Origin of the sequence: Mesorhizobium sp. AR10 (assembly GCF_024746795.1) — a bacterium.
Classification (GTDB): domain Bacteria; phylum Pseudomonadota; class Alphaproteobacteria; order Rhizobiales; family Rhizobiaceae; genus Mesorhizobium.
Genome location: NZ_CP080524.1, coordinates 295,520 through 316,154, shown reverse-complemented (window position 1 = coordinate 316,154; position 20,635 = coordinate 295,520). Strand labels below are relative to the sequence as shown.

Here is a 20,635-nt window from a genome sequence, read left to right as displayed (position 1 = left end):
TGTTTGCCGTGCTCATCTCGGCCACATCGGCCGCCAGGCGATGGTCCCGAACCGGAGGTTCGGAAAGACCATGATGATCAAGCAAGAGCGTCAGTTCTTGACGTGCTCGCCCGGATAGGCGCCCCAGACAAGCGACTGAGCGAGCCAGCCGGTGTGGCCATCGAAAGTCATTTCGCACCATTGGCCGTCGCAGGACTTGATCGTGCCCATGACCCCCGGCTCGACGATGGCGATGACGCTCGCATCCTTCTGCGGGTCGTCGAGAAGGTTGATTCGGGCGCCCTTGCCGCGCTGCCAAGGGGCGACGATCGCGGTGCGGCGGCCTGAAAGCAGCGACTGGTTGATCCAGCCTTCCGAACCGTCTGCGTCACGCACACGACGCCAGGTATCGAATTCCTGGACGATTTCCATCGGCAGCCCGGCTTTCATGTACATCCAGTCGACGGAGTAGTTGACGCCTGGTCCGACGCGGGAATTGACGCGGCCCGATTTCAGGCTGACGAAACGCGGCAGCGGCAGGCCGCTCGGCCCAAGCGTGATGGTCTGCGCGGGTGCTGCCGCGCTTTGCGCCGCCACCTGCGGGCAACAAAGGAAAGCGCCAAGAACTGCTGCGCTGAAGGCCAGGCGAAGCGACGCGAAACCAGACACTTTCATTCCTTTCGGCGCTTGCACATTTGGCAGCGGCGCCCCTTTTTCTTTGTCTTCGGCGGCACCGCTTGTTAAGGAGTGACTGGCACCGCGACCGGCTTCCAGTTTCGCCTGTCTTGGTTAAAGAGGTCTCAACGAGATCGGGTTCGAGGAAACAATGGCAGGCAAAAAACGGCCTCTCGTCGTCATCACGCGCAAGCTGCCTGATCCGGTCGAGACCCGCATGCGCGAATTGTTCGACGCCCGGCTGAATGTCGAGGACCGGCCGATGACGCAGCCGGAACTGGTCGCGGCGGTCAAGGAGGCCGACGTTCTGGTGCCGACCATAACCGACCATATCGACGCGGCGCTGATCGCCCAGGCCGGCGAGAACCTCAAACTGATCGCCAATTTCGGCAATGGCGTCGACAAGATCGACGTCGAGGCGGCGGCCAAGAAGGGCATCACCGTCACCAACACGCCGAACGTGCTGACAGAAGATACGGCCGATATGACCATGGCGCTGATGCTGGCGGTGCCGCGGCGGCTGGCGGAAGGCGCCAATGTGCTGACCGGCGACAAGAAATGGGCCGGCTGGTCTCCGACCTGGATGCTCGGCCGGCGCATATGGGGCAAGCGGCTCGGTATCGTCGGCATGGGCCGCATCGGCACTGCCGTCGCCAGGCGGGCCAAGGCCTTCGGTCTTTCGATCCACTACCACAACCGCCATCGCGTGCTGCCGGCGGTCGAGGAAGGGCTGGAAGCGACCTACTGGGAAAGTCTTGACCAGATGCTTGCCCGCATGGACATCATCTCGGTCAATTGCCCATCGACCCCGGCAACCTTCCACCTGCTTTCGGCGCGGCGGCTGGCGCTTATGCAACCGTCCGCTTACATCGTCAACACGGCGCGTGGCGACATCATCGACGAGGAGTCGCTGGTCAAGCTCATCCAGGACGGCAAGATCGCCGGCGCCGGGCTCGATGTCTATGAGCACGAGCCGGCGTTGAACTCGAAATTGCTGAAGCTTGCCGCCAAGGGCAAGGTCGTGCTGTTGCCGCATATGGGTTCGGCGACGCTCGAAGGCCGTATCGACATGGGCGAAAAGGTCATCATCAACATCCGGGCGTTCGTCGATGGCCACCGCCCGCCGGACCGGGTGCTGCCGCTACGGACGTGACCATGCATGTCGCCCAAAAGCGCGCAGCGTGTTTTGGGATAAAGACATGCATAGAATAGGATTTGCTAGGTAGCGATCGCGAGAGCGCCGTCGTCCGCGACTTTCACATTGCTTCCGCGATAGGCCTCGAAGACATCGCGGCCGAGCCGCAGTGCCATCGGCGTCTCCCAGCCCATTTCCCTGGCAACGATCAGCCCAAGCAGCAGGATGGCGTCCGGCTCATGCAAGACGAGTGCTGCCGGTGCATGGCCGTTGTGGACGAGTTCGAGCAGCACGGCGGACGCAGAGGACGAGCCGATCGTGCCGGGCAGGAACAGCACACGCCCGGAAAGGTTTTCACCATGCTGCGGATGACGGACATCGGCGATGCGGCCGGTCTTCGGATCGACGCCGCCCCAGAAGCTGATGGGCGCGGTCAGCACCAACGCCTCGCCTTCGCCGCTCCTGCCCGGCACCAGGATTTCAGGAATGGCGCTCATGCGGCAAAATCCGTAAACTTTGGCTTACCCAGTACGGCGCTCTCGACGCAGTCGACCAGTGATCCGTAGAGCACCGAATAACCTGTATTGCCTGGCGCGTAGTGCGCGAATTTCCCCGAGTTGGTCATCAGGACACCGCCGGCAAGGTCGGGCAGGATCGGCGTCACCACCACGCAAGTGTCGGCAACGATAATGACCCCGGTTGCTTCGAGCGCCTTGCGCCGGCCGTTCTGTTCGAGCGCGGAAAGCACATGGCGTCCGGTGCAGGCATAGATCGGCACGCTGAGCCGCCGTCCGGCGATCAGTCGCTCCAGCGTGTCGAATTCGACGGGTGACAGATGCGGGCTGCCAATCGCCACCGCATCGATGGTCGTTGGCGTTGCTGTTGTCGAAAGTCCGGCGCGCGCCGATGCGATCATCTCAGGCGTCACGCGGATGACTGTATCAGGCGCCGCACCAGCCAGAATGGTCTCGGCGTCGGGCGCCTCGGGCGTCACGCTCGCGATGTGGAAAAGACCGACCGCGCCCGACGATGCCGCCGCCGCACCAAATGCCTTCAACGCATCCTCGCCGGGCTGGCTCGGCACGCCGGTGACAACACCGACGGCATTGCCGACCTCGCGGCCATAGAGGCTGCCAAGAATCGGCCACGCGACCTCCGAACCGAGGAACGATGCGGAAAGCCGGGAAACGTCGAACACCAGCCGCGCCCGGCGGTTCTCGGCGCGATGCAGACCGTAGTCGGGCGCGCGGCCTGATATGGCACAGGCGATGTCGAGGAAATCGCCATAGCGGTTGGTGCGCGCGCCCAGAACAGAATTGCAGAACACCACGGCGTTGGACTCGCCCCAGGCGACGTCGGTTCCCAGTGCCGGTCGGTGTCCGGCCTGGTAGGGCGCGCAGGTCCAGCTCTGTTCGCAGCCAAGCTTGCGGTAGGCTTCCATCATCCGCCGCGCCATGCCGCGAGCCGGTTCTTCGAGGCGCACGCGTGAACAGCCCATGAGGTCGAGCGCCCCGACATTGAGCGTCGAGCGCACCGCGACCCGGGCGCTGCCCTCGACCAGTCTTTCGGCGAAGAGCGTGCCGGAATCACCGTGATAGAGCGCGCCGTCAATATGCGCCGAGGCAATCGGGATCAGCCGCGGCGCGCCGAGCAGGCGGGCGCTTTCGATCACGATGCGCATGGCCATCGCGGCACCGTCGTGGCCAGAGGCGATGGCCTGTTCCTCGGGGTTGAGTGCGAGGCTCACGCAAGCACCTTGCGCATAGTGATCGAGGTCGGCCTATCATAGCCCCCATGCGCCGTCCGTCCGGTCTCGCGAAAGCCGAGACGGGCAAAGGCTGTATGATTTCCGGTCAGTTCGATCCGTGTCTGAAGCTCGATGGCGGTCTTGTTGCGGCTGCGAACCAGATCTTCGATAACCTGCATCAACCGCTTGCCGATGCCTTTTCCCTGGAAGCCCGGATCGACGGCGAGCTTTCCGACATAGAAATCATCGGTCCTTTCCTGCACGAAAACACAGCCGACGATCTGGCCGTCGCTCAGCGCCAGGAATCCCGTCTCGTGGCCAGCCTTGGCCTTCAGCCCATCGACGGTAAGCAGATGCGCCGATGATGGCGGGTCGATGACGCCGTCCATGGAAGCGAAGGCGCGCATGATCAGCGCCAGCAATTCGTCCCACTGCTCGAAATCGGCCAAAAGCTGTGTGATGAAAACACCAGTGGACTGGTCCATGCGGTCAATTCTTCTTGTATTGGATAGTGTCGAAGCGCGCCGCCAGCGCGTCGTAAAGCAGCAGCCGGCCGACCAGCGGTTCGCCGATGCCGGTGATCAGCTTGATTGCCTCCATTGCCTGCAGCGTGCCGACGACGCCGGTCAGTGCGCCGACGACGCCGGCGACGGCGCAGGACGGCACCAGTCCCGGCGGCGGCGGCTCGGGAAAAAGATCGCGGTAGCCCGGGTTCGGCCTGCCGTCCGTGCCGCTCTCGAACGGTTTCAGCACCGTCACCGAGCCGTCGAAGCGGCCGACGGCGGCGTGCACCAGCGGCCGTTTCTCCGCGGCGCAGGCATCGGCCACCGCATAGCGTGTTTCGAAATTGTCGGAACCGTCGACGACGATATCGTAGCCGGCGACGAGGGCAGGGGCATTGTCCGCCGTCAGCCTGGAATTATGCAGTTCAACCTTAACATTGGGATTGATGCGCGCGATCGCATCCCTGGCGCTGTCGGTTTTCGCCATTCCGACAGCGTCAGTGCCGTGGATCACCTGTCTCTGCAAGTTGGATAGCGAGACGCTGTCGTCGTCGACGATGCCGAGCGTGCCGACGCCGGCGGCGGCGAGATATTCGAGCACCGGCGCCCCGAGCCCGCCGGCGCCGATGACCAGCACCCGCGCACGCTTCAGCCGTTGCTGGCCGGCGCCGCCGATTTCGGGCAGCACGATGTGGCGGGCATAGCGTTCGAGCTCTTCGTCGGTGAGGGCGGCGGTGATCATTGCCGGACCTTATAGCGGGTGAAAAACCTTGTCAGGTGTCTTCCGTTGGCCCAACCGTCCCGTGGTCGACCGTCAGGAACTGCGCCCGTCCCTTGAGACTGGAAAACAGTGCCGCATCGGTTCCGGTCATGAAGGCCTGGCAGTTGAGTTCCTCCAGGATCGCGAACAATGCTGCGCGACGGCCACTGTCGAGATGGGCAGCGATCTCGTCGAGCAGCAGGATCGGCGTCATCCCCGACATCTCCCCGGTCAGCCGGGCATGCGACAGGACGATGCCGACCAGCAGCGCCTTCTGCTCTCCAGTCGAGCACAATTCTGCAGGCATCGCCTTCGGCCTATGCCGCACCAGCAGATCGGAACGGTGCGGGCCGTCGAGCGTACGGCCGGCGGCGCGGTCGCGGTCGCGGCCGTCGGCAAGTGCTGTGCGGAACCGTTCCTCGACATCGACGGCGGGTGCGGCGCCGACTTCGCTTTCCAGTTCGCCGAGCAGGCTGATGTCGGCTTGCGGAAACGGACCTGTGCTGGGCAGCCTGTCGATCATGGCGGCGAGCAGGCGCACCAGTTCGGCACGCGCCGCGGCAATCGCCACGCCGGTTTCCGCCATTTGCATCTCGATCGCATCGAACCAGGCGCCGTTTCGCGAGCCTTCCGTAAGCAATCGGTTACGGCCGCGCATTGCCTTTTCGTAGTCGAGCGCGCGCTGGCCGTGCTGGGGGTCGATCGCCAGCACCAGCCGGTCGAGAAAGCGCCGGCGGTCGGCGGCCGGCCCCGGGAACAGGCCGTCCATGGCTGGCGTCAGCCAGACGACGCGCAGCCATTCCAGCATGTCTTCGGCCGATCGTGCGGCCGCGCCATTGATGCGCACCCGCCGGCCGCCTTCGCCGGCGGTGTCGCCGCCCGCAATGCCGGTGCCGATCTCGACCTGACCTTCCGGCCCGTCGAGCCGGGCATGCAGCGCGAAGCCGCCGTCGCCGCCTTCACGCGCCACGTCGGCATAAGGCGCGCGGCGCAAGCCGCGACCTGGTGTCAGCAGGGAGATCGCTTCCAGCAGGTTGGTCTTGCCGGCGCCGTTGTCGCCGGAAAACACCACGGCGCCTGGGCCAAGGTCGATCGACAGCGCCGCATAGTTGCGGAAATTGGTAAGTGTAAACTTACTTATATGGGTTTGTTCCGGCAACCGCTATCCGCCTGTAGAAGTCGCCGCAATCATGATCGCAATCGTCGCGTTATCACGGAACCAGACTTTGGCGCCGCAGCGCGGCTACACCCGCATCGGCATCAGCACGTAGAGCGCGGTTTCGTCGGCCATGTCGTGGATAAGCGTCGGCGAGCCGGCATCCGCCAGCATGAATTTTGCCTCCGTGCCGGTCAATTGCGCGGCAACGTCGAGCAGATATTTGGCATTGAAGCCGATTTCGATCGGGTCCGACGAATAATCGGCGGCCAGTTCCTCGGTGGCGCTGCCCGAATCCGGATTGTTGACCGCCAGCGTGACCTGGCCTTCGGTGATCGAAAGCTTCACCGCGCGGCCGCGTTCGGAGGAAATGGTCGAGACGCGGTCCACGGCGGCGGCGAAGCTCTGCCGGTCGATGATCAGCTTCTTGTCGTTGCCGGTCGGGATGACCCGCTGATAGTCCGGGAAGGTGCCGTCGATCAGCTTCGAGGTCAAAACCACGCTACCGATGGTGAAGCGGATCTTGGTGTCGGACAATTCGGTGGTTACCGCGACGTCCGGATCGTCGACCAGTTTCTGCAACTCGCTGACCGTCTTGCGTGGAATGATGATGCCGGGCATGCCCTCGGATCCTGCCGGCGCGTCGATCTCGGCGCGCGCCAGACGGTGGCCGTCGGTCGCCACCGAGCGCAGCTTCAGCTTGCCGCCGGCTTCATGCGTGTGCAGGTAAATGCCGTTCAGGTAGTAGCGCGTCTCTTCGGTGGAGATGGCGAACTGGGTCTTCTCGATCAAGCCTTTCAGCGCCACCGAATCGAGCCGGAAGATATGCGAGAAGGATCCGGCCGAAAGCTCCGGGAAGTCGGACTGCGGCAGGCACTGGAGACGAAAGCTCGAGCGGCCCGACGTCACCGTCATGGCGTTGCCGTCCTCGTCGGTCTTCAGCATTACCTCCGCCCCATCGGCGAGCTTGCGCACGATGTCGTAGAGCAGATGTGCCGGCACCGTCGTCGCCCCGCCGCGTTCGACCTTGGCGGGCGTGGCTTCGGTCACCTCCAGATCGAGGTCGGTTGCCTTCAGTTCAAGGCTGGCACCCTCGGCGCTGAGCAGCACGTTCGACAGGATCGGTATGGTGTTGCGCCGTTCGACCACACGATGAACGTGGTTGAGCGACTTCAGGAGATTTGACCGTTCCAGGATAACACGCATGACGAAACAGGCTCGCTTGAATGAATGAACGGGTCTCCGGCGAGCGGCGCCCCGCGAAAGGTCTGAACAGGCTCAGAATCTCTACAAACTGACAGGAAAAAGCCAGCAAACGCAAGCCCGTGCCACCGGTTCGGGCCGGTTACGCGGGCTTTCTGGGGATAAAGCTGGCGAAGTCCGCGAGCCAATGCGTGTCGCCCAAAAGTGCGCAGCGGTTTTGGGACAACGACACGCACTTAAAGCAAAGATTTCAAGCGCGTTGCCTTGATCCTCTCAAACCCGACGCGCTTGGTTTTTCCAGCCGATCAGGCCTGGTCGTTGATCAGTCTTCTCAGCAGTTCGAGTTCCTGCGCCAGTGTGTTGTCGACACCGGAAAGATCCTCGATCTTGCGCACGGCATGCAGCACGGTCGTGTGGTCGCGGCCGCCGAAACGCCTTCCGATCTCCGGCAGGGAGCGCGGCGTCATTACCTTCGACAGGTACATGGCGACCTGCCGCGGTTTGACGATGGTGCGCGTGCGCCGGTTGGACAGAAGCTCGGTCTTCGACACGTTGTAGTGGCGCGCCACGATGCGCTGGATGTCCTCGATGCGCACCCGTTTCGGCTCGCCAGAGCGATAGATATGGCCGAGGATTTCGTCGATACGGTCGATCGTGATCTGCGGTTCGAAGGATTGGCGGAACAGAAGCTGATTGAACGCACCTTCGAGTTCACGCCCGCTGCCGGTCACCGTGCGGGCGACGTGATTGAGAATCTCCTCCGAAATATCGAGCGATGCGTCATCGACCTTGGCGGTGGCAAGACGCAGCTTGAGCATGCCGATGCGCATGGCAAAATCCGGTGCCGACATTTCGAGCGCGACGCCGCCGTTGAGGCGCGAGCGGACGCGCGGCTCCAGCGATTCCAGCTCAGACGGGGGCCGGTCGGCGGCAACCACCACTTGCTTGGCGCTGTCGAGCAGCATGTTGATTAGATGGCAGAATTCGTGCTGGATCGACTTGCCCTGCAGGAACTGCATGTCGTCGATGATCAGCAGGTCGATGTCGCGCAACTGTTCCTTCAGCGTCAGCGCGTTGTTGTCGCGGATCGCTGTGGCGAAGCGCCACATGAAATACTCGGCCGTGAGATAGACGACGCGCGATTTAGGATTCTGCTTCAGGGATTCGGCCGCGATCGCCTGCAACAGGTGTGTCTTGCCGAGCCCGACCGTTGCGTGAAGGAAGAGCGGATTGAAGCGCACCGCACTCGACTGCGATTCCGCCACCGCCTTGGCGGCGGCGAAAGCCACCCGGTTCGACGGTCCCTCGATGAAGGAGCCGAACGTATAGCGCGGGTCGAGCGGCGAACCGAGCACATTGTGCCGAAACTCGCCTTCGATTGGGATTCCAGGGCGAGGCGCCGGTGCCCGCTCCATCCTGCCTGCACCCGCAGTGCCTGCAGCCAGTGTCGTTTGCGTCTGCTTTGTCATCTTGCGGGCCGGGACCACCTCGGGCTCAACGCCGTTGCGTGCCGGACGGGTAGCGGTGCGCACGACGATCTCGATCTTGAGGATTTCCGGATCTTCGTGCTTCCACAACTCGGCGATGAGGTCGAGATAATGGCCGTTGATCCACGAGCGCAGGAAGGCCGTGGGCACGGAGATGCGGACAATGCCCCGGGATGCCTCGGCGACCTTCATCCGGCCGAACCAGCTCGAATAGACCTCGGTTCCCAGACGCGCCTTCAACTGGACCTTGACCCGGTCGAACTTTTGTTCCGCGTCGCTGGAAGCCGTCATGTCGTCCCCTCCAACCAAAATTCCAGGAAATGGGAGGTCGCCCGTAAGCTTCCTTTCGATGCCGCTCTGCATGATCGCGTTCCTTGTCCTTTGTACCTGTTTCCACCGGGGATGCGCCTCCTGCATCCATGTTTCCGGCGACCGTTTCTTCGCTACGACACCATCGCCGCCGCCGGCTGATGAATGTCGTCTCGTTACCAAGGGACCGGTACCGGCGCCTAAGCCAGTCCGTCTGGACCACGTCAGGGCAATACAACTCCGTCCGGCGAAAACGCCGGTGCCGTTGACCTGCTATGTAAAAAATTACGCCAGTCCCCTACCGTATCGAAAAGACAAACCAACCCCATTCGCGGAATTGATCCACGTCATGAATTCTGCCATTTTGTGCTGGCCGATCCAGGCTGGGTTGAGGGCCAATGGCCCGTCCCTTCGATAGATCGACACTACCGAAATCGCTGTGGAAAGGGCAAGGCCAAGACTAACGGATTTTTAAGGAATCTGGTTAGCGAAGACGGGTTCGGGCCTCATGCTGCTACCGCACATTTTGACAAAGCCATTGTGATTCAAACCCTTTTCCGGCGAATATGAAAAAGGCCGCGCTGCATGAAATTTTCTGAAATAATTCGCTTGACAGCTACTTGTCCCCCATCGCTCGCCCGTGATGTGAACAAGCTGTGGATCACCGTCTGCAAGCAACTGAAAAATAAAGATAATTTGTGATAGCTGTTTTTTCAGACACAGGCGGTTTGGGCGGATCGGAATATCCGCGCGCATGTATATGCCGGCAAAGCATTCTGAACGTTGAAATCCAGGCCGAATGCGGTTTGCGGGCGTTCTTTTTAAGTACTTGCCGGCAAACGAAAAAACCCGGCGTGATCCGCCGGGTTCGAAGAACGCAAGTTCAGGAAAGCTATATCAGGCCGACAGCACTTTGAGCCGGTGAGCCAGGCGCGACACCTTGCGGGATGCCGTGTTCTTGTGCATCACGCCTTTGGTCGCGGCGCGCATCAATTCCGGCTCGGCGGTCTTGAAGGCGGCCAGCGCGGCAACCTTGTCGCCGGCAGCCAGTGCCTCTTCGACCTGGCGGACATAGGTACGCACGCGCGAGCGACGGTTCTTGTTGATCGCCGCGCGACGGGCGATCTTGCGCGTTGCCTTTTTGGCCGAGGAGGTATTGGCCATGATGCCTCTCTTCTGATCTGGTGGGCGCATGCGGGATACCGCAGGGCGCAAAAAACAAACGGGCAGCCACAGGGCCGCCTCGGTTGGAGCGGCTTATAGTTCAGCTTTTCCGGCGCGTCAACGCCGCTTCGCCTTCTTTTTGGTCGGCGTCTCTATGATCCTACCGGTTGGTGAAATTCGGCTTCCGCTTCTCGGCAAAGGCAGCCATGCCTTCCTTCTGGTCGTCGAGCGCAAACAGCGAGTGAAACAGACGGCGCTCGAACCGTAGCCCCTCGGCAAGGGTCGTTTCAAAGGCGCGGTTGACAGCCTCTTTCGTCATCATCGCCGACGGCAGCGAAAAATCGGCGATCTTGGCCGCGGCCTTCAGCGCTTCCTCGACAAGTTCACCGACCGGCACGATACGCGATACCAGGCCGCAACGCTCGGCCTCCGCGGCATCCATCATCCGTCCGGTCAGGCACATGTCCATCGCCTTCGACTTGCCGACGAAGCGGGTCAGCCGTTGCGATCCGCCCATGCCGGGCATGACGCCGAGCGTGATCTCGGGCTGGCCGAACCTGGCATTGTCGGCGGCGATGATGAAATCGCACATCATCGCCAGCTCGCAGCCGCCGCCGAGCGCATAGCCAGCAACCGCCGCGATGATTGGCTTTCGCGCCCGCGTAAACTCTTCCCAGCCGACAAAGAAGTCCTGCACATAGGCATCGACAAAGGAGATCGCCTGCATTTCCTTGATGTCGGCGCCCGCCGCAAAAGCCTTTTCGGAACCGGTGATGACCATGGCGCCGATTTCAGCATTTCCTTCAAAGCCGCGGACGGCCGCGACCAATTCCGCCAGAACCTGCGAATTCAGCGCGTTGAGCGCTTTCGGCCGGTTCAGCGTGATCAGCCCGACCTTGCCGCGTGTTTCCGCGATGATCGTTTCATAGGCCATGAGTGCTCCTCCTCGCTTCTCGTTCACACCTGACAGGTTCGGCAAAAGAAAGTCGAACGCCCGCTTTGCACGATGCGCTCTATGTGGCCGCCGCAGCCGGGCTTGGAGCAGGGCTCGCCTTCGCGATCGTAAACCGCGAATGAATGCTGGAAATAGCCCAGCGATCCGTCTGTGTGCACATAGTCGCGCAGCGACGATCCGCCGGCGGCGATCGCATCGGCAATGACCGAACGGATCGCCTCGGCGAGGTGCTCGCTCTGCTCCTTGGCTTTCTTTCCGGCCTTCGCCATCGTGCCGGCCTCGCGCAGGGGCGACAGGCCGGCACGCCACAGCGCTTCCGACACATAGATATTGCCGAGCCCGGCGATCAGTCGCTGGTCGAGGAGGGCTGCCTTCAAAGGCGATCTGCGGCCCTTCAGCAGCGAGGCGAGCAAGGCACCGTCCAGTGCGTTGCCTGTCGGCTCGACGCCCAGCCCCGCCAGCATCGGATGGGTGTCAGAGGTCCCTTCCGAAAACAGCATGAACCCGAAACGGCGTGGGTCGTTGAAGATCACGCGGGATCGGGCGCCGCCGGCGGACATGACATCGAACACGACATGATCGTGCGTGACGCTCTTCGAGCGTTCGTGGTGGAACACCCCCGGTATTTCGCTGCCATCAGGCGTCTCGATGCGGAACGAACCCGACATGCCGAGATGGCAGATCAGCACCGGGCCACCTTCCACATACATTATAAGATACTTGGCCCGGCGGCCGAGCGCCGTAATGGTCCTGCCGGTCAGCCGCTCCGAGAATCTTTCGGGAAATGGAAAGCGCAGATCGGGCCGACGGGCCTCGACGCGGATGATGCTTGCACCTTCCAGAACCGGTTGTAGGCCGCGCCGGATCGTTTCGACTTCCGGCAACTCAGGCATGGCCGCCTATCGTCGCACGGAAGGAAGCGCCATGGTGGCCGCGCGCCAGCCCGAGATGTTCGGCCACGGTTTCGCCGATATCGGCAAAGGTCGTCCTCAGCCCGACGTCGCCACCCGTGAGCCCCGGTGCGGAGCCGATCACCGGAATGCGTTCGCGCGTGTGGTCGGTGCCGCGCCATGTCGGATCATTGCCATGGTCCGCGGTGAGGAGGAGAAGGTCGCCGTGCTTCAGCTTTGCCAGCGCATCCGGCAGCCGCCGGTCGAAGGCCTCGAGCGCCGCCGCATAGCCCGCGACGTCGCGCCGATGGCCGAATTCGGTGTCGAAATCGACGAAATTGGCGAACACAAGATCGCCGTCGCCTGCGTCGTCCATTGCGCCCAGCGCCGTGTCGAACATCGCCATGTTGCCAGGAGCCTTGCGCACTTCCGAGATTCCGCGATGGGCGAAGATGTCGCCGATCTTGCCGACCGCGATGACCCGGCTTCCGCGCGCAGTCAGCCGGTCGAGCAGTGTCGGCTCCGGCGGCGGCACGGCGTAGTCATGGCGGTTGTACGTCCGCTCGAAGGTGGCGACGGTTTCGCCGAGGAAAGGCCGTGCGATCACCCGTCCGATGTTCAGCGGATCAACCAGCCTGCGCACCACCTTGCAGAATTCGTAGAGCCGCTCCAGGCCGAAATGAACTTCGTGCGCGGCAATCTGCAGGACGGAGTCGACCGAGGTGTAGCAGATCGGTTTGCCGGTGCGGATATGCTCTTCGCCGAACCGTTCGATGACCTCCGTGCCTGGCGCATGGCAGTTGCCGAGAATGCCGGGCACATTTCCTTCCCGGATGATCGCCGCGGTCAGCTCGGCTGGAAAGGCTGGCACGGTGTCCGGGAAGTAGCCCCAGTCGAAGCGCACCGGCAAGGCGGCGATTTCCCAGTGGCCCGAAGGCGTGTCCTTGCCGCTCGAAACCTCTTGCGCCGCGCCATGGAAAGCCGAGGCGAGCGAGGACTTTCCTCCGCTGTCGAACTTGAATCCCGTTGCGGTTTCTGCCGCGCGACCGAGACCGAGTGAAAGCATGTTGGGTACGAAAAGGGGGCCGCTTCGCAGGCCTTCGCGGTCCGCACGACCTTGCGCGCAGGCTTCGGCGATATGTCCGAACGTGTTGGAGCCGGCGTCGCCATAGCGCTCGGCATCGGCAGCACCGCCGATGCCGAAGGAATCGAGAACAAAGAGGAAAGCGCGCGCCATCGGAGTTTCGTTGTTGCCTGTGTGCTGGCCCAGACATAGGGTTCTGCACCGCCATTGGCAATTCGGAAACCAAACGGCAACGGCTCGGCGCGATAGTCAGGATGCGACCGGACGCCGGCATGAGCATGGATCGATGAAAACTGGCGGCGGATTTGGGATTAGGCCTGTCTTGAAGGCATCCGCGGCCATCCTGGCATTGCTGGGCGCGTCCTGGTCAAACGTTGCGAATGCCGATTGGCGGGATGATATCGGCACGTTCCGCATCGGCATCGTCGCCGAGCCGGGCGCCGGCAACACGGTTCCGGGTCTGGCACTGTTGACGGATGCCTACACAAAGGCGCTCGGCATGAAGGTCGAGTTTGTCGTTGCCCGCAACTATGCCGCGCTGATCGAAGCGCAGGCCAACGCCCGGATCGAATACGCGATCTATTCGGCGACGGCCTACGCCGCCGCGTCGCAGCGCTGCGAATGCGTTGAACCTCTGGTAGCGCCGATCGATGCCGATGGCGCCATCGGTATCCGTTCTGTTTTGCTGACGCAGGACGGCAAGGTTCCCGATCTGGCTGCGATGAAGGATCACAGGATCGCCATGGCACCTTCAGACAGCGTTGGCGGGTCTCTTTTGCCACTTGCCGGGCTGGCGGCAGAAGGCTTTGGGATCACCGAGGACGCACCGTTTCTTGCACGTGCCGATTCGGCTGCTGCTGCCGAAACGATGCTGATCGATGGCCAGGCCGATGCCTTGTTTGGCTGGGTGACGGCCACCGCGGACAGCCAGCCGATTGTCTCGGGCGTACAGCCGGCTGCCCCGGGCGGCACGGTGGCAAGGCTGGAGGCGGCAGGAATTTCCAAAACAGCACTTCAGGTCGTATGGACGTCCGGCCTGCTGAGATATGGCCCCCATGCCGTCCGCAGCGACCTTGACCCCGAAGCCAAGCGCCGGCTCACCGTGTTCCTCACCAATCTCAGATCGCTCTCGCCTGATATCTACGACCTTCTGGAAGCGAAACATTCCGGTGGGTTTGCCGTCGCCGGTCCGCAAGACTATGCGATGGCCGCTGCCATCGTGCGCTTTGTGTCAAGCGACATCGATCGTCAGTAGCATTGAACGCGGGCGAATTGTTTCAGCAGTTGCCGCAGGGAATCGTCGTGCTTCGGCGAGGCCTCAGATAGTAGGTTTCGCCCATCGATATGTTGTTGAAGCGGGTGATCAATCCAAGCCGTTTTGCGCTGTCCGCCGACCATGTGATGATCGGCTTATAGCCGAGGCTGCTTTCGACGCGAATGAGGAAAGCGCCCTTGGTCTTGAGCGCGGTGGGAACGGTCGTGATGCTGTCCTTGGCGGCGTCGGCGCTAGGGGTACCGTTGTACAGTTTGCGCGACCACACCACCTTGACCTTCGGTGTCGTTTCGTCCGTGACCTGTATTGCCGTGATGATGATATCAGGGGTCGAGCGGTTGTAGGGCTGAAGGGTCGAGGTGCCGATCTTCATGATCGCATCGAGATCGGCGGTCACGATGCTTTGCTGCTGCGTGACGAGATCCGCCACCATGGAGCCGATTCGGCTGACCTTCTTGCTGGTCTCGATCGCCTGCGAGGCTTCCATGGTCACGAAATACATGATCAGCAGCAGGGGCACGATCAAGGCAAACTCGACGGCCGCGATGCCGCGACGATCGGTGCAAAACCGGGTCGCTCTCGCCCACAGTGCTGAAACTCCCGAATGTGCCCCCGCACGATACATGCTTCCACCCTCTTCTTGCTGACGCAACGGTGCAGTTATCAGTCGTCGAATGGCTCGTTCTGCCAGATCGCCGATGCGAAATGCAGCGTGTTACCGTCATTGAGATTGGCCATCGACTTGGCCAGGAAATCGGTCATGACAGGCCATTTATAAAAGACCCGCAGCATGTTCTTCGACTCTGCCAGGCCCGGGGTTACCGTAAAGGTCGTGGTGGGCGTGCCTGTCAGCACGATTTCGCCGCCTGCAATCTTGAAGCCCGCGGTGGCCGCATCGGCAAACGTCGGATACTCGCGAAGATCCACCAGCAATCCGGGGCAGGTCTTTGCCACCACGATCTCCAGTCTGCTGCAGATCATGTCCCTCAACTTGGTCCCGGTCATGTCGGCCTGCTTTAACTGGCCAGTACGCAGCTGACGGGCAACATCGTCGGTGACGTTGGCCATCACTTCCTGTCCGGCAAATGAGATGCAGCTCTCAAGGATGGCGAAGACGAGAAGTGCAAATGGCAGAGCAAGCATCGCGAACTCGATCGCCGTGCTGCCTCGCCGATCGCCAAAGAAGCGTCGGGGGAACTTCCGTCCTGCTTTGCCCTTGCTGATTTCGGGTCTTGGGTCCGTGCTCATGTCCCGTTCCTGCCGATCCTGATGCGGTATCGGCTGGAACATTAGCGAAAACCCATTGAAGTCCGGTTTGGATGACCGTTAAATTCGGCGGGATGGCTTTAACCGGTTGCTAACCGAAGCGGTGCTTTCGGGGGGACAAGACAGCTCAACACTTACTGGCCGGCGCTCATCTCGGCTTCGGAGACCTTCTCTGATTCACTCTTATAGGAGCCCTCGCAATAGGGCGTGCAGGACAGAGTTTGTATCTGGGCTCGCCTGTAGATGCGCACCGACGAAGCGGCCTGCCGCACGACGGTGACCTGCTCGTCGATGATCGGGTTGCCCTCCTGGTCGAGGACGACCAGGTTGGTGACACCGAACCCCTTGCCCGTCAGCACGATCGTCGATGCATCCTGCACGGCCGCGTCGGCGATCTCCGGATTGCCAACGACGATCGTGTCGGCGGCGCGTGTCAATTTGACGATCTTCGCCTGGTTCATGGTGACTTCGATGCCGGCTCCAGCCCGGGCCGGCACGACGAAAGCTGAAGCGGCGAGAAGCGCAGCAAGTAGGAATGACGATCTCGACCCGGTCATTGAGGCGCTCCAAGGCAGCAAACTGTTCAACAGAACATGAACGAGATTGGTGAACCAAGGGTTAAACTGATAACCGACGCGTTGACGCCTGGGACCGGCTTGCCCGCCGTTGGTTGCAGCCGGTCTTTTCGAAGATCGCGCAGTTTGCGCCCTTCGCCGCCCTTTTCTGGCGGTCAAACCATCGTGTGGCGCTTAGCTCACGGTTAACCACGCAGGCTGTTCGATGTCCGAAAGGAATCGGTAAGGCTGTTTATTAAGCCGATCGAAAGAGCTTCTCCATAGATTGGCAGCATCCGATCAACCACCACAGAAGTTGACGGAAGTGCTGTAACACGTGGAGTAGGAGCTCTCAAATGTCTAATCTCATTGCACGTTTTGTGAAGGACGAATCCGGCGCGACCGCCATTGAATATGGTCTGATCGCCGCTCTCATCGCACTCGCCATCATGGTCGGCGCCGGCGCGCTCGGCAACGCCCTGAACAACAAGTTCTCGGCCATCGCCTCGGCGGTGAATGAATCTAACTAACACCATCTGGCTAACACCATCTGGTCGTTACTTCAGAATAAGGGCCGCCTCATTGGCGGCCCTTATTCCGTTTATGAACCACTTTGAATTTTCGGCATCATCAATCGTTAATCGAGCCTGCCTAGACTGAGGCCAGGTACAATTTGACCATAGGCGCCGCGCCCATGCTTGAAGCTCTGATTTTCGTTGTCTTTCCGTTCTGCATGCTTTTTGCCGCGATCTCCGACACATTGTCGATGACGATCGCCAATCGCGTGCCGGTGCTGCTTGTGGCTGTCTTTGCTCTGGTCGCGCCGCTGACGGGTATGGACTGGGCAACCTATGGCTGGCATTTCGCCGCCGGCGGTTTGGTGCTGGCGGTGACATTCGGTCTGTTTGCGCTTGGCGGCATGGGCGGCGGCGACGCCAAACTGCTGGCTGCCACGGCCATCTGGATGGGGCTCAACATTCACCTTGTCGAATATCTCGTGGCCTCGACATTCATTGGCGGTCTGCTGACGCTCGCCATCCTCGTTTATCGGAAATCGCCGCTGGCGGCCTATACGAGCCACAATCGGTTCCTGCGCCACTTCGCCGACGACGCGGCCGGCGTTCCCTATGGCATTGCGCTGGGCATTGGTGGGCTGTTTGCCTATCCGGATTCGCCATTGATGGTGTGGGCGCTGGCAAGGTTGGCGGCGTAGTTTCCAGGATTCGGCTTTGGATACCTGGTCAGGCAAAGGCGGCCTGGCCGCTTTCTTGTTTACCGGAACCGGGTTCCCTCTAATTTATGTAAACCTTAAATTAATCACGATCGTAAGCATTGCATTAACCTTGTTTTGACGATTGCCGCTGCAAAGTCCGGCCTGGGCTAAGTTGCCAAGGCGAGGGTTCGGACAGATGCCAGCATCCCGACTGATCATTCTGAGCGTGGCGGTGGCTGCGGCGGGTGGCGCAGGATATGTTGCCAAAAACATGGTCGCGGCTCCGCCGCCTCAAGTCGTCACCAATGCCCCCCAGGCGCCGGCGATAGCGCTGCAGGATGTGCTTGTCCTTTCCGGTGATGTCGCGATGGGCAGCCCGCTTGAGAACAACATCAGCTGGGAGTCCTGGCCGGCCGATGGCGTCAACGCGAATTTCATCACCCGCGCCGCCGAGCCCGAGGCTTTGGACAAGCTGAAGGGTTCCGTCGCCCGCATGGCGATGTACACGGGCGAGCCGCTGCGGCGCTCCAAGCTGATCGGCGAGGGGCAGAGTTTCATGTCGTCGATGCTGCCCACCGGGATGCGTGCCGTCGCCACTGCGATCTCGGCCGACACTTCGGCCGGCGGCTTCATTCTTCCCAACGATTTTGTCGACGTCATCATGACCCGCAGGTCCGACACCGGTAGCGGCGGCAGTGGTTTTACAACCGAGACCATCCTCAAGAACATTCGCGTCCTGGCGATCGATCAGACCATCCAGGAGGACGAGGAAGGCAAGAAGACCAGAGTCGGCCAGACCGCCACGCTGGAGCTGACGCCGCAACAGGCGGAGATCATCACGGTCGCCCAGCAGATGGCGGATCGCCTGACCTTGGCGCTGCGGTCGATCAAGGACAACCAGGACAAGGATTCGGGTGAGGCCGACTATCTCGTTTCCGGCAATGGACGGCGCGGAACTGTGCGATTGATCAAGTCGGGCGAAGTTTCCGAAGTGGGGGCAAGGAAATGAGGCTAAACGCTAAACTGCCGGTCGCGATGGCTGCGGCAATCGGCCTGTTTCTCATCGGAACGAATACGCATGGCCTCATCGAGGCGAAGGCTGCGGGCAAGAATGCCGCAGTGACAGCTTCGACCGCTACCCAGCGCGTCAAGCTCGGCCTCAACAAATCGGTGGTCATTGACCTGCCGAGTGACGCCTATGACATCCTGGTCGCCAACCCGGTGGTCGCCGATGCGGTGACCCGCACCGCAAGGCGCATCTACCTGTTTGGAAAGTCGGTGGGCGAGACCAACATCTTCGTCTTTGGCCCCAATGGCGAACAGATTGCCAGTCTGGATCTGGCGGTCGAACGCGACGTCGCCGGATTGGAGGGCTATATCAGACGCTTCATTCCGACGGCGGACATCAAGGTCGAATTGCTGAACGACAACGTCGTTCTGACCGGTACCGTGGATACTCCGATAGACTCCAAGCGCGCCGAGGAACTCGCGACCATCTTCGTGACTGGCGGTGAAGCGACGACGGGACAATACTCGCAGACCGCAGCCGGCGGTTCGGCCAACGGTGGCGTCGCCATCGACAATCCAGATGAAGCGCGGCGTGTCAGCAAGATCGTCAACCTGTTGCAGATCATCGGCGACGATCAGGTAACTTTGAAGGTGACCGTTGCGGAAGTGAGCCGCTCGGTGATGAAGCAGCTCGGCGTCAATATGGTCGGCAATGGTGGCAGCAACGGCATCAGCTATGGCGCCATAAGCGACAATTTCGCGGGCCTCGGCAAGTCGCTGTCGCATTCGGGCGTCGACTTCGCCACCTCTACATTGCAGGGTTACATCAACGCAATGGAGCAATCCGGCGTCATGAAGACGTTGGCTGAGCCGACGCTTACCGCCGTCTCCGGCGAGAAGGCGACTTTCAAGGTCGGCGGCGAGTTCAATATGGTACAAAACCAGTCGGCGCAGGATAGCAGCGGCGGCATTACCTATACGACACAAAAGATCGAGTATGGCATCGGGCTCGAGTTCCAGCCGATCGTGCTGTCGCCAGGACGCATCAGTCTGAAGGTCAGGACCTCGGTTTCGGAACCGACCACGGAAGGATCGGTGTCCCTGTCGGGCGGCGTGACCCGGCCTGGCATGAACGTGCTTTCCCTTCGCAAGCGGCTTGCCGACACCACGGTGGAACTTCCGTCCGGCGGCTCCATGATGATTGCCGGTCTCGTCCGGGATGACGTTCGGCAGGCAGTCAACGGCTTGCCCGGGCTGACAAAAATTCCGGTGCTCGGTACCCTCTTCCGCAGCCGGGACTTCGTCCGCAATGAAAGCGAGCTTGTCATCATCATCACGCCCTACCTAGTAAAGCCGGTAGCGCGCAATGACCTGGCCAAGCCGGATGACAATTTCAACCCACCGAGCGACGGCGCCGGCATGTTTCTTGGCCGTGTCAACCGCGTCTACGGCACCATGCAAACCGACAAGCCCAACGGCCGCTACCACGGCGTTGTCGGCTTCATCTACAAGTAAGCGGGGAAGCGGACATGTCTCAGTCAGCATCGAAGGTAATGACGATGGTCGCGACGGTATGGTCCAGCCGCGAGCGGATCTACCGATCGGCCATTCCGATCCTGGCGATCGCGGTCGCAGCGTCGCTGGCCGGTTGCGCCAATCTCAAGCGCGACAGCGTCACGGTTGGTGCAATTCCGGACGACTATCGCACAACGCACCCGATCGTGATTGCGGAGAAGAACGAGAAGATCGATCTTCCGGTTGGCGCCGGCGATCGCGGCATGACCCGCTTTCAGCGTGACACGCTTTCGGGCTTCCTGGACGGTTACGACAAGAGCGCTGCCCCGGCGCTGACGATCGCAATCCCGGTTGGCTCGGCCAACGAGATCGCCGCGGCCGCGGCCGGACGTGATTTCGCCAGATTGGCGGTCGCCAGCGGCATCCAACGGAACCGGATCCTCATGACCTCCTATCAGTCCGTTTCCGCCGAAGCCTCGGCCCCGATCCGCGTTGCCTATATCTCGCTGAAAGCCCAGACCGACAAATGCGGACGCTGGCCTGAAGATCTGCTGCAGACGTCGGAAAACAAACACTATGCCGATTTCGGCTGTTCCTATCAGAACAACCTTGCCGCCCAGATGGCCAACCCGGCCGACCTGCTCGGGCCGCGCAAGCCGACGCCCATCGACGCCGCGAGGCGCGGGCTCGTCATTGACGGATATAGAGACGCCCCAATCTACAAGCCGGTCCCGCAAACAGAAGTCGACTACTGATCGA

The 20,635-nt window shown here is 61.5% G+C and carries 22 protein-coding genes; 7 read left to right on the top strand and 15 right to left on the bottom strand.

Features of this window, described 5'->3' with window-relative positions:
* Positions 1 to 90: 90 nt before the first annotated feature.
* Positions 91 to 648, bottom strand: coding sequence for an SH3 domain-containing protein (locus LHFGNBLO_RS04955; protein ID WP_258604870.1), 558 nt, complete (start codon positions 646 to 648; stop codon positions 91 to 93).
* 157 nt (positions 649 to 805) lie between these two features.
* Here LHFGNBLO_RS04955 and LHFGNBLO_RS04950 point away from each other — a divergent pair, with 157 nt between their 5' ends.
* Entirely contained in the window at positions 806 to 1,807 is a 1,002-nt protein-coding gene (locus LHFGNBLO_RS04950; protein ID WP_258604868.1) for a 2-hydroxyacid dehydrogenase, read from the top strand.
* 65 nt (positions 1,808 to 1,872) lie between these two features.
* On the opposite strand, the gene LHFGNBLO_RS04945 is transcribed toward LHFGNBLO_RS04950, so the two are convergent.
* From LHFGNBLO_RS04945 to LHFGNBLO_RS04895, 11 genes are all read right to left on the bottom strand, one after another.
* The gene (locus tag LHFGNBLO_RS04945; RefSeq protein ID WP_258604866.1) at positions 1,873 to 2,286 is read right to left on the bottom strand and encodes an aconitase X swivel domain-containing protein; all 414 of its coding nucleotides are present in this window, start codon (positions 2,284 to 2,286) and stop codon (positions 1,873 to 1,875) included.
* On the bottom strand, positions 2,283 to 3,536 hold the full coding sequence (locus LHFGNBLO_RS04940; RefSeq protein WP_258604865.1) for an aconitase X catalytic domain-containing protein: 1,254 nt from the start codon (positions 3,534 to 3,536) through the stop codon (positions 2,283 to 2,285). The genes LHFGNBLO_RS04945 and LHFGNBLO_RS04940 overlap by 4 nt, the downstream gene beginning before the upstream one ends.
* Positions 3,533 to 4,021: a GNAT family N-acetyltransferase gene (locus LHFGNBLO_RS04935; protein WP_258604864.1), complete on the bottom strand. Its 489-nt coding sequence runs from the start codon at positions 4,019 to 4,021 to the stop codon at positions 3,533 to 3,535. The genes LHFGNBLO_RS04940 and LHFGNBLO_RS04935 overlap by 4 nt, the downstream gene beginning before the upstream one ends.
* A 4-nt stretch (positions 4,022 to 4,025) precedes the next feature.
* A complete protein-coding gene (locus LHFGNBLO_RS04930) occupies positions 4,026 to 4,781 on the bottom strand; it encodes a molybdopterin-synthase adenylyltransferase MoeB (RefSeq protein ID WP_258604862.1) in 756 nt (251 codons plus the stop codon).
* 31 nt (positions 4,782 to 4,812) lie between these two features.
* Complete coding sequence (gene recF, locus LHFGNBLO_RS04925; protein ID WP_258604860.1) at positions 4,813 to 5,958, bottom strand: DNA replication/repair protein RecF; 1,146 nt, start codon at positions 5,956 to 5,958, stop codon at positions 4,813 to 4,815.
* An 84-nt stretch (positions 5,959 to 6,042) separates the two neighbouring features.
* Complete coding sequence (dnaN, locus tag LHFGNBLO_RS04920) at positions 6,043 to 7,161, bottom strand: DNA polymerase III subunit beta (protein WP_258604858.1); 1,119 nt, start codon at positions 7,159 to 7,161, stop codon at positions 6,043 to 6,045.
* Between the two features lie 302 nt (positions 7,162 to 7,463).
* Positions 7,464 to 8,936, bottom strand: a complete 1,473-nt coding sequence (dnaA, locus tag LHFGNBLO_RS04915) for a chromosomal replication initiator protein DnaA (RefSeq protein WP_258604856.1) — start codon at positions 8,934 to 8,936, stop codon at positions 7,464 to 7,466.
* Between the two features lie 915 nt (positions 8,937 to 9,851).
* Positions 9,852 to 10,118: a 30S ribosomal protein S20 gene (gene rpsT, locus LHFGNBLO_RS04910; protein WP_258604855.1), complete on the bottom strand. Its 267-nt coding sequence runs from the start codon at positions 10,116 to 10,118 to the stop codon at positions 9,852 to 9,854.
* Between the two features lie 160 nt (positions 10,119 to 10,278).
* The gene (locus tag LHFGNBLO_RS04905; protein ID WP_258604853.1) at positions 10,279 to 11,052 is read right to left on the bottom strand and encodes an enoyl-CoA hydratase; all 774 of its coding nucleotides are present in this window, start codon (positions 11,050 to 11,052) and stop codon (positions 10,279 to 10,281) included.
* A 23-nt stretch (positions 11,053 to 11,075) separates the two neighbouring features.
* Positions 11,076 to 11,966, bottom strand: a complete 891-nt coding sequence (gene mutM, locus LHFGNBLO_RS04900; protein WP_258604851.1) for a bifunctional DNA-formamidopyrimidine glycosylase/DNA-(apurinic or apyrimidinic site) lyase — start codon at positions 11,964 to 11,966, stop codon at positions 11,076 to 11,078.
* A complete protein-coding gene (locus LHFGNBLO_RS04895; RefSeq protein ID WP_258604849.1) occupies positions 11,959 to 13,200 on the bottom strand; it encodes a phosphopentomutase in 1,242 nt (413 codons plus the stop codon). Before LHFGNBLO_RS04895 ends, mutM begins: the two co-directional genes overlap by 8 nt.
* Before the next feature lie 157 nt (positions 13,201 to 13,357).
* Between LHFGNBLO_RS04895 and LHFGNBLO_RS04890 the strand changes: the two genes are divergently transcribed.
* On the top strand, positions 13,358 to 14,302 hold the full coding sequence (locus tag LHFGNBLO_RS04890; RefSeq protein ID WP_258610044.1) for a phosphate/phosphite/phosphonate ABC transporter substrate-binding protein: 945 nt from the start codon (positions 13,358 to 13,360) through the stop codon (positions 14,300 to 14,302).
* 22 nt (positions 14,303 to 14,324) lie between these two features.
* Here LHFGNBLO_RS04890 and LHFGNBLO_RS04885 read toward each other — a convergent pair whose 3' ends face one another.
* The 3 genes from LHFGNBLO_RS04885 to LHFGNBLO_RS04875 form a co-directional block, all read right to left on the bottom strand.
* On the bottom strand, positions 14,325 to 14,945 hold the full coding sequence (locus LHFGNBLO_RS04885) for a TadE/TadG family type IV pilus assembly protein (RefSeq protein WP_258604847.1): 621 nt from the start codon (positions 14,943 to 14,945) through the stop codon (positions 14,325 to 14,327).
* Between the two features lie 38 nt (positions 14,946 to 14,983).
* Entirely contained in the window at positions 14,984 to 15,568 is a 585-nt protein-coding gene (locus tag LHFGNBLO_RS04880; protein WP_258604846.1) for a TadE/TadG family type IV pilus assembly protein, read from the bottom strand.
* A 152-nt stretch (positions 15,569 to 15,720) separates the two neighbouring features.
* Positions 15,721 to 16,143: a pilus assembly protein N-terminal domain-containing protein gene (locus LHFGNBLO_RS04875; protein ID WP_258604844.1), complete on the bottom strand. Its 423-nt coding sequence runs from the start codon at positions 16,141 to 16,143 to the stop codon at positions 15,721 to 15,723.
* Between the two features lie 353 nt (positions 16,144 to 16,496).
* Between LHFGNBLO_RS04875 and LHFGNBLO_RS04870 the strand changes: the two genes are divergently transcribed.
* From LHFGNBLO_RS04870 to LHFGNBLO_RS04850, 5 genes are all read left to right on the top strand, one after another.
* Positions 16,497 to 16,670 (top strand): Flp family type IVb pilin, encoded by a 174-nt coding sequence (locus tag LHFGNBLO_RS04870; protein ID WP_258604843.1) that lies wholly within the window; start codon positions 16,497 to 16,499, stop codon positions 16,668 to 16,670.
* Positions 16,671 to 16,834: 164 nt separating this feature from the next.
* Entirely contained in the window at positions 16,835 to 17,353 is a 519-nt protein-coding gene (locus tag LHFGNBLO_RS04865; RefSeq protein WP_258604841.1) for a prepilin peptidase, read from the top strand.
* A gap of 196 nt (positions 17,354 to 17,549) precedes the next feature.
* Complete coding sequence (gene cpaB / locus LHFGNBLO_RS04860; RefSeq protein WP_258604839.1) at positions 17,550 to 18,362, top strand: Flp pilus assembly protein CpaB; 813 nt, start codon at positions 17,550 to 17,552, stop codon at positions 18,360 to 18,362.
* Entirely contained in the window at positions 18,359 to 19,876 is a 1,518-nt protein-coding gene (locus LHFGNBLO_RS04855) for a type II and III secretion system protein family protein (protein ID WP_258604837.1), read from the top strand. The genes cpaB and LHFGNBLO_RS04855 overlap by 4 nt, the downstream gene beginning before the upstream one ends.
* 14 nt (positions 19,877 to 19,890) lie before the next feature.
* The gene (locus tag LHFGNBLO_RS04850; RefSeq protein WP_258604835.1) at positions 19,891 to 20,631 is read left to right on the top strand and encodes a CpaD family pilus assembly protein; all 741 of its coding nucleotides are present in this window, start codon (positions 19,891 to 19,893) and stop codon (positions 20,629 to 20,631) included.
* Positions 20,632 to 20,635 lie beyond the last annotated feature (4 nt).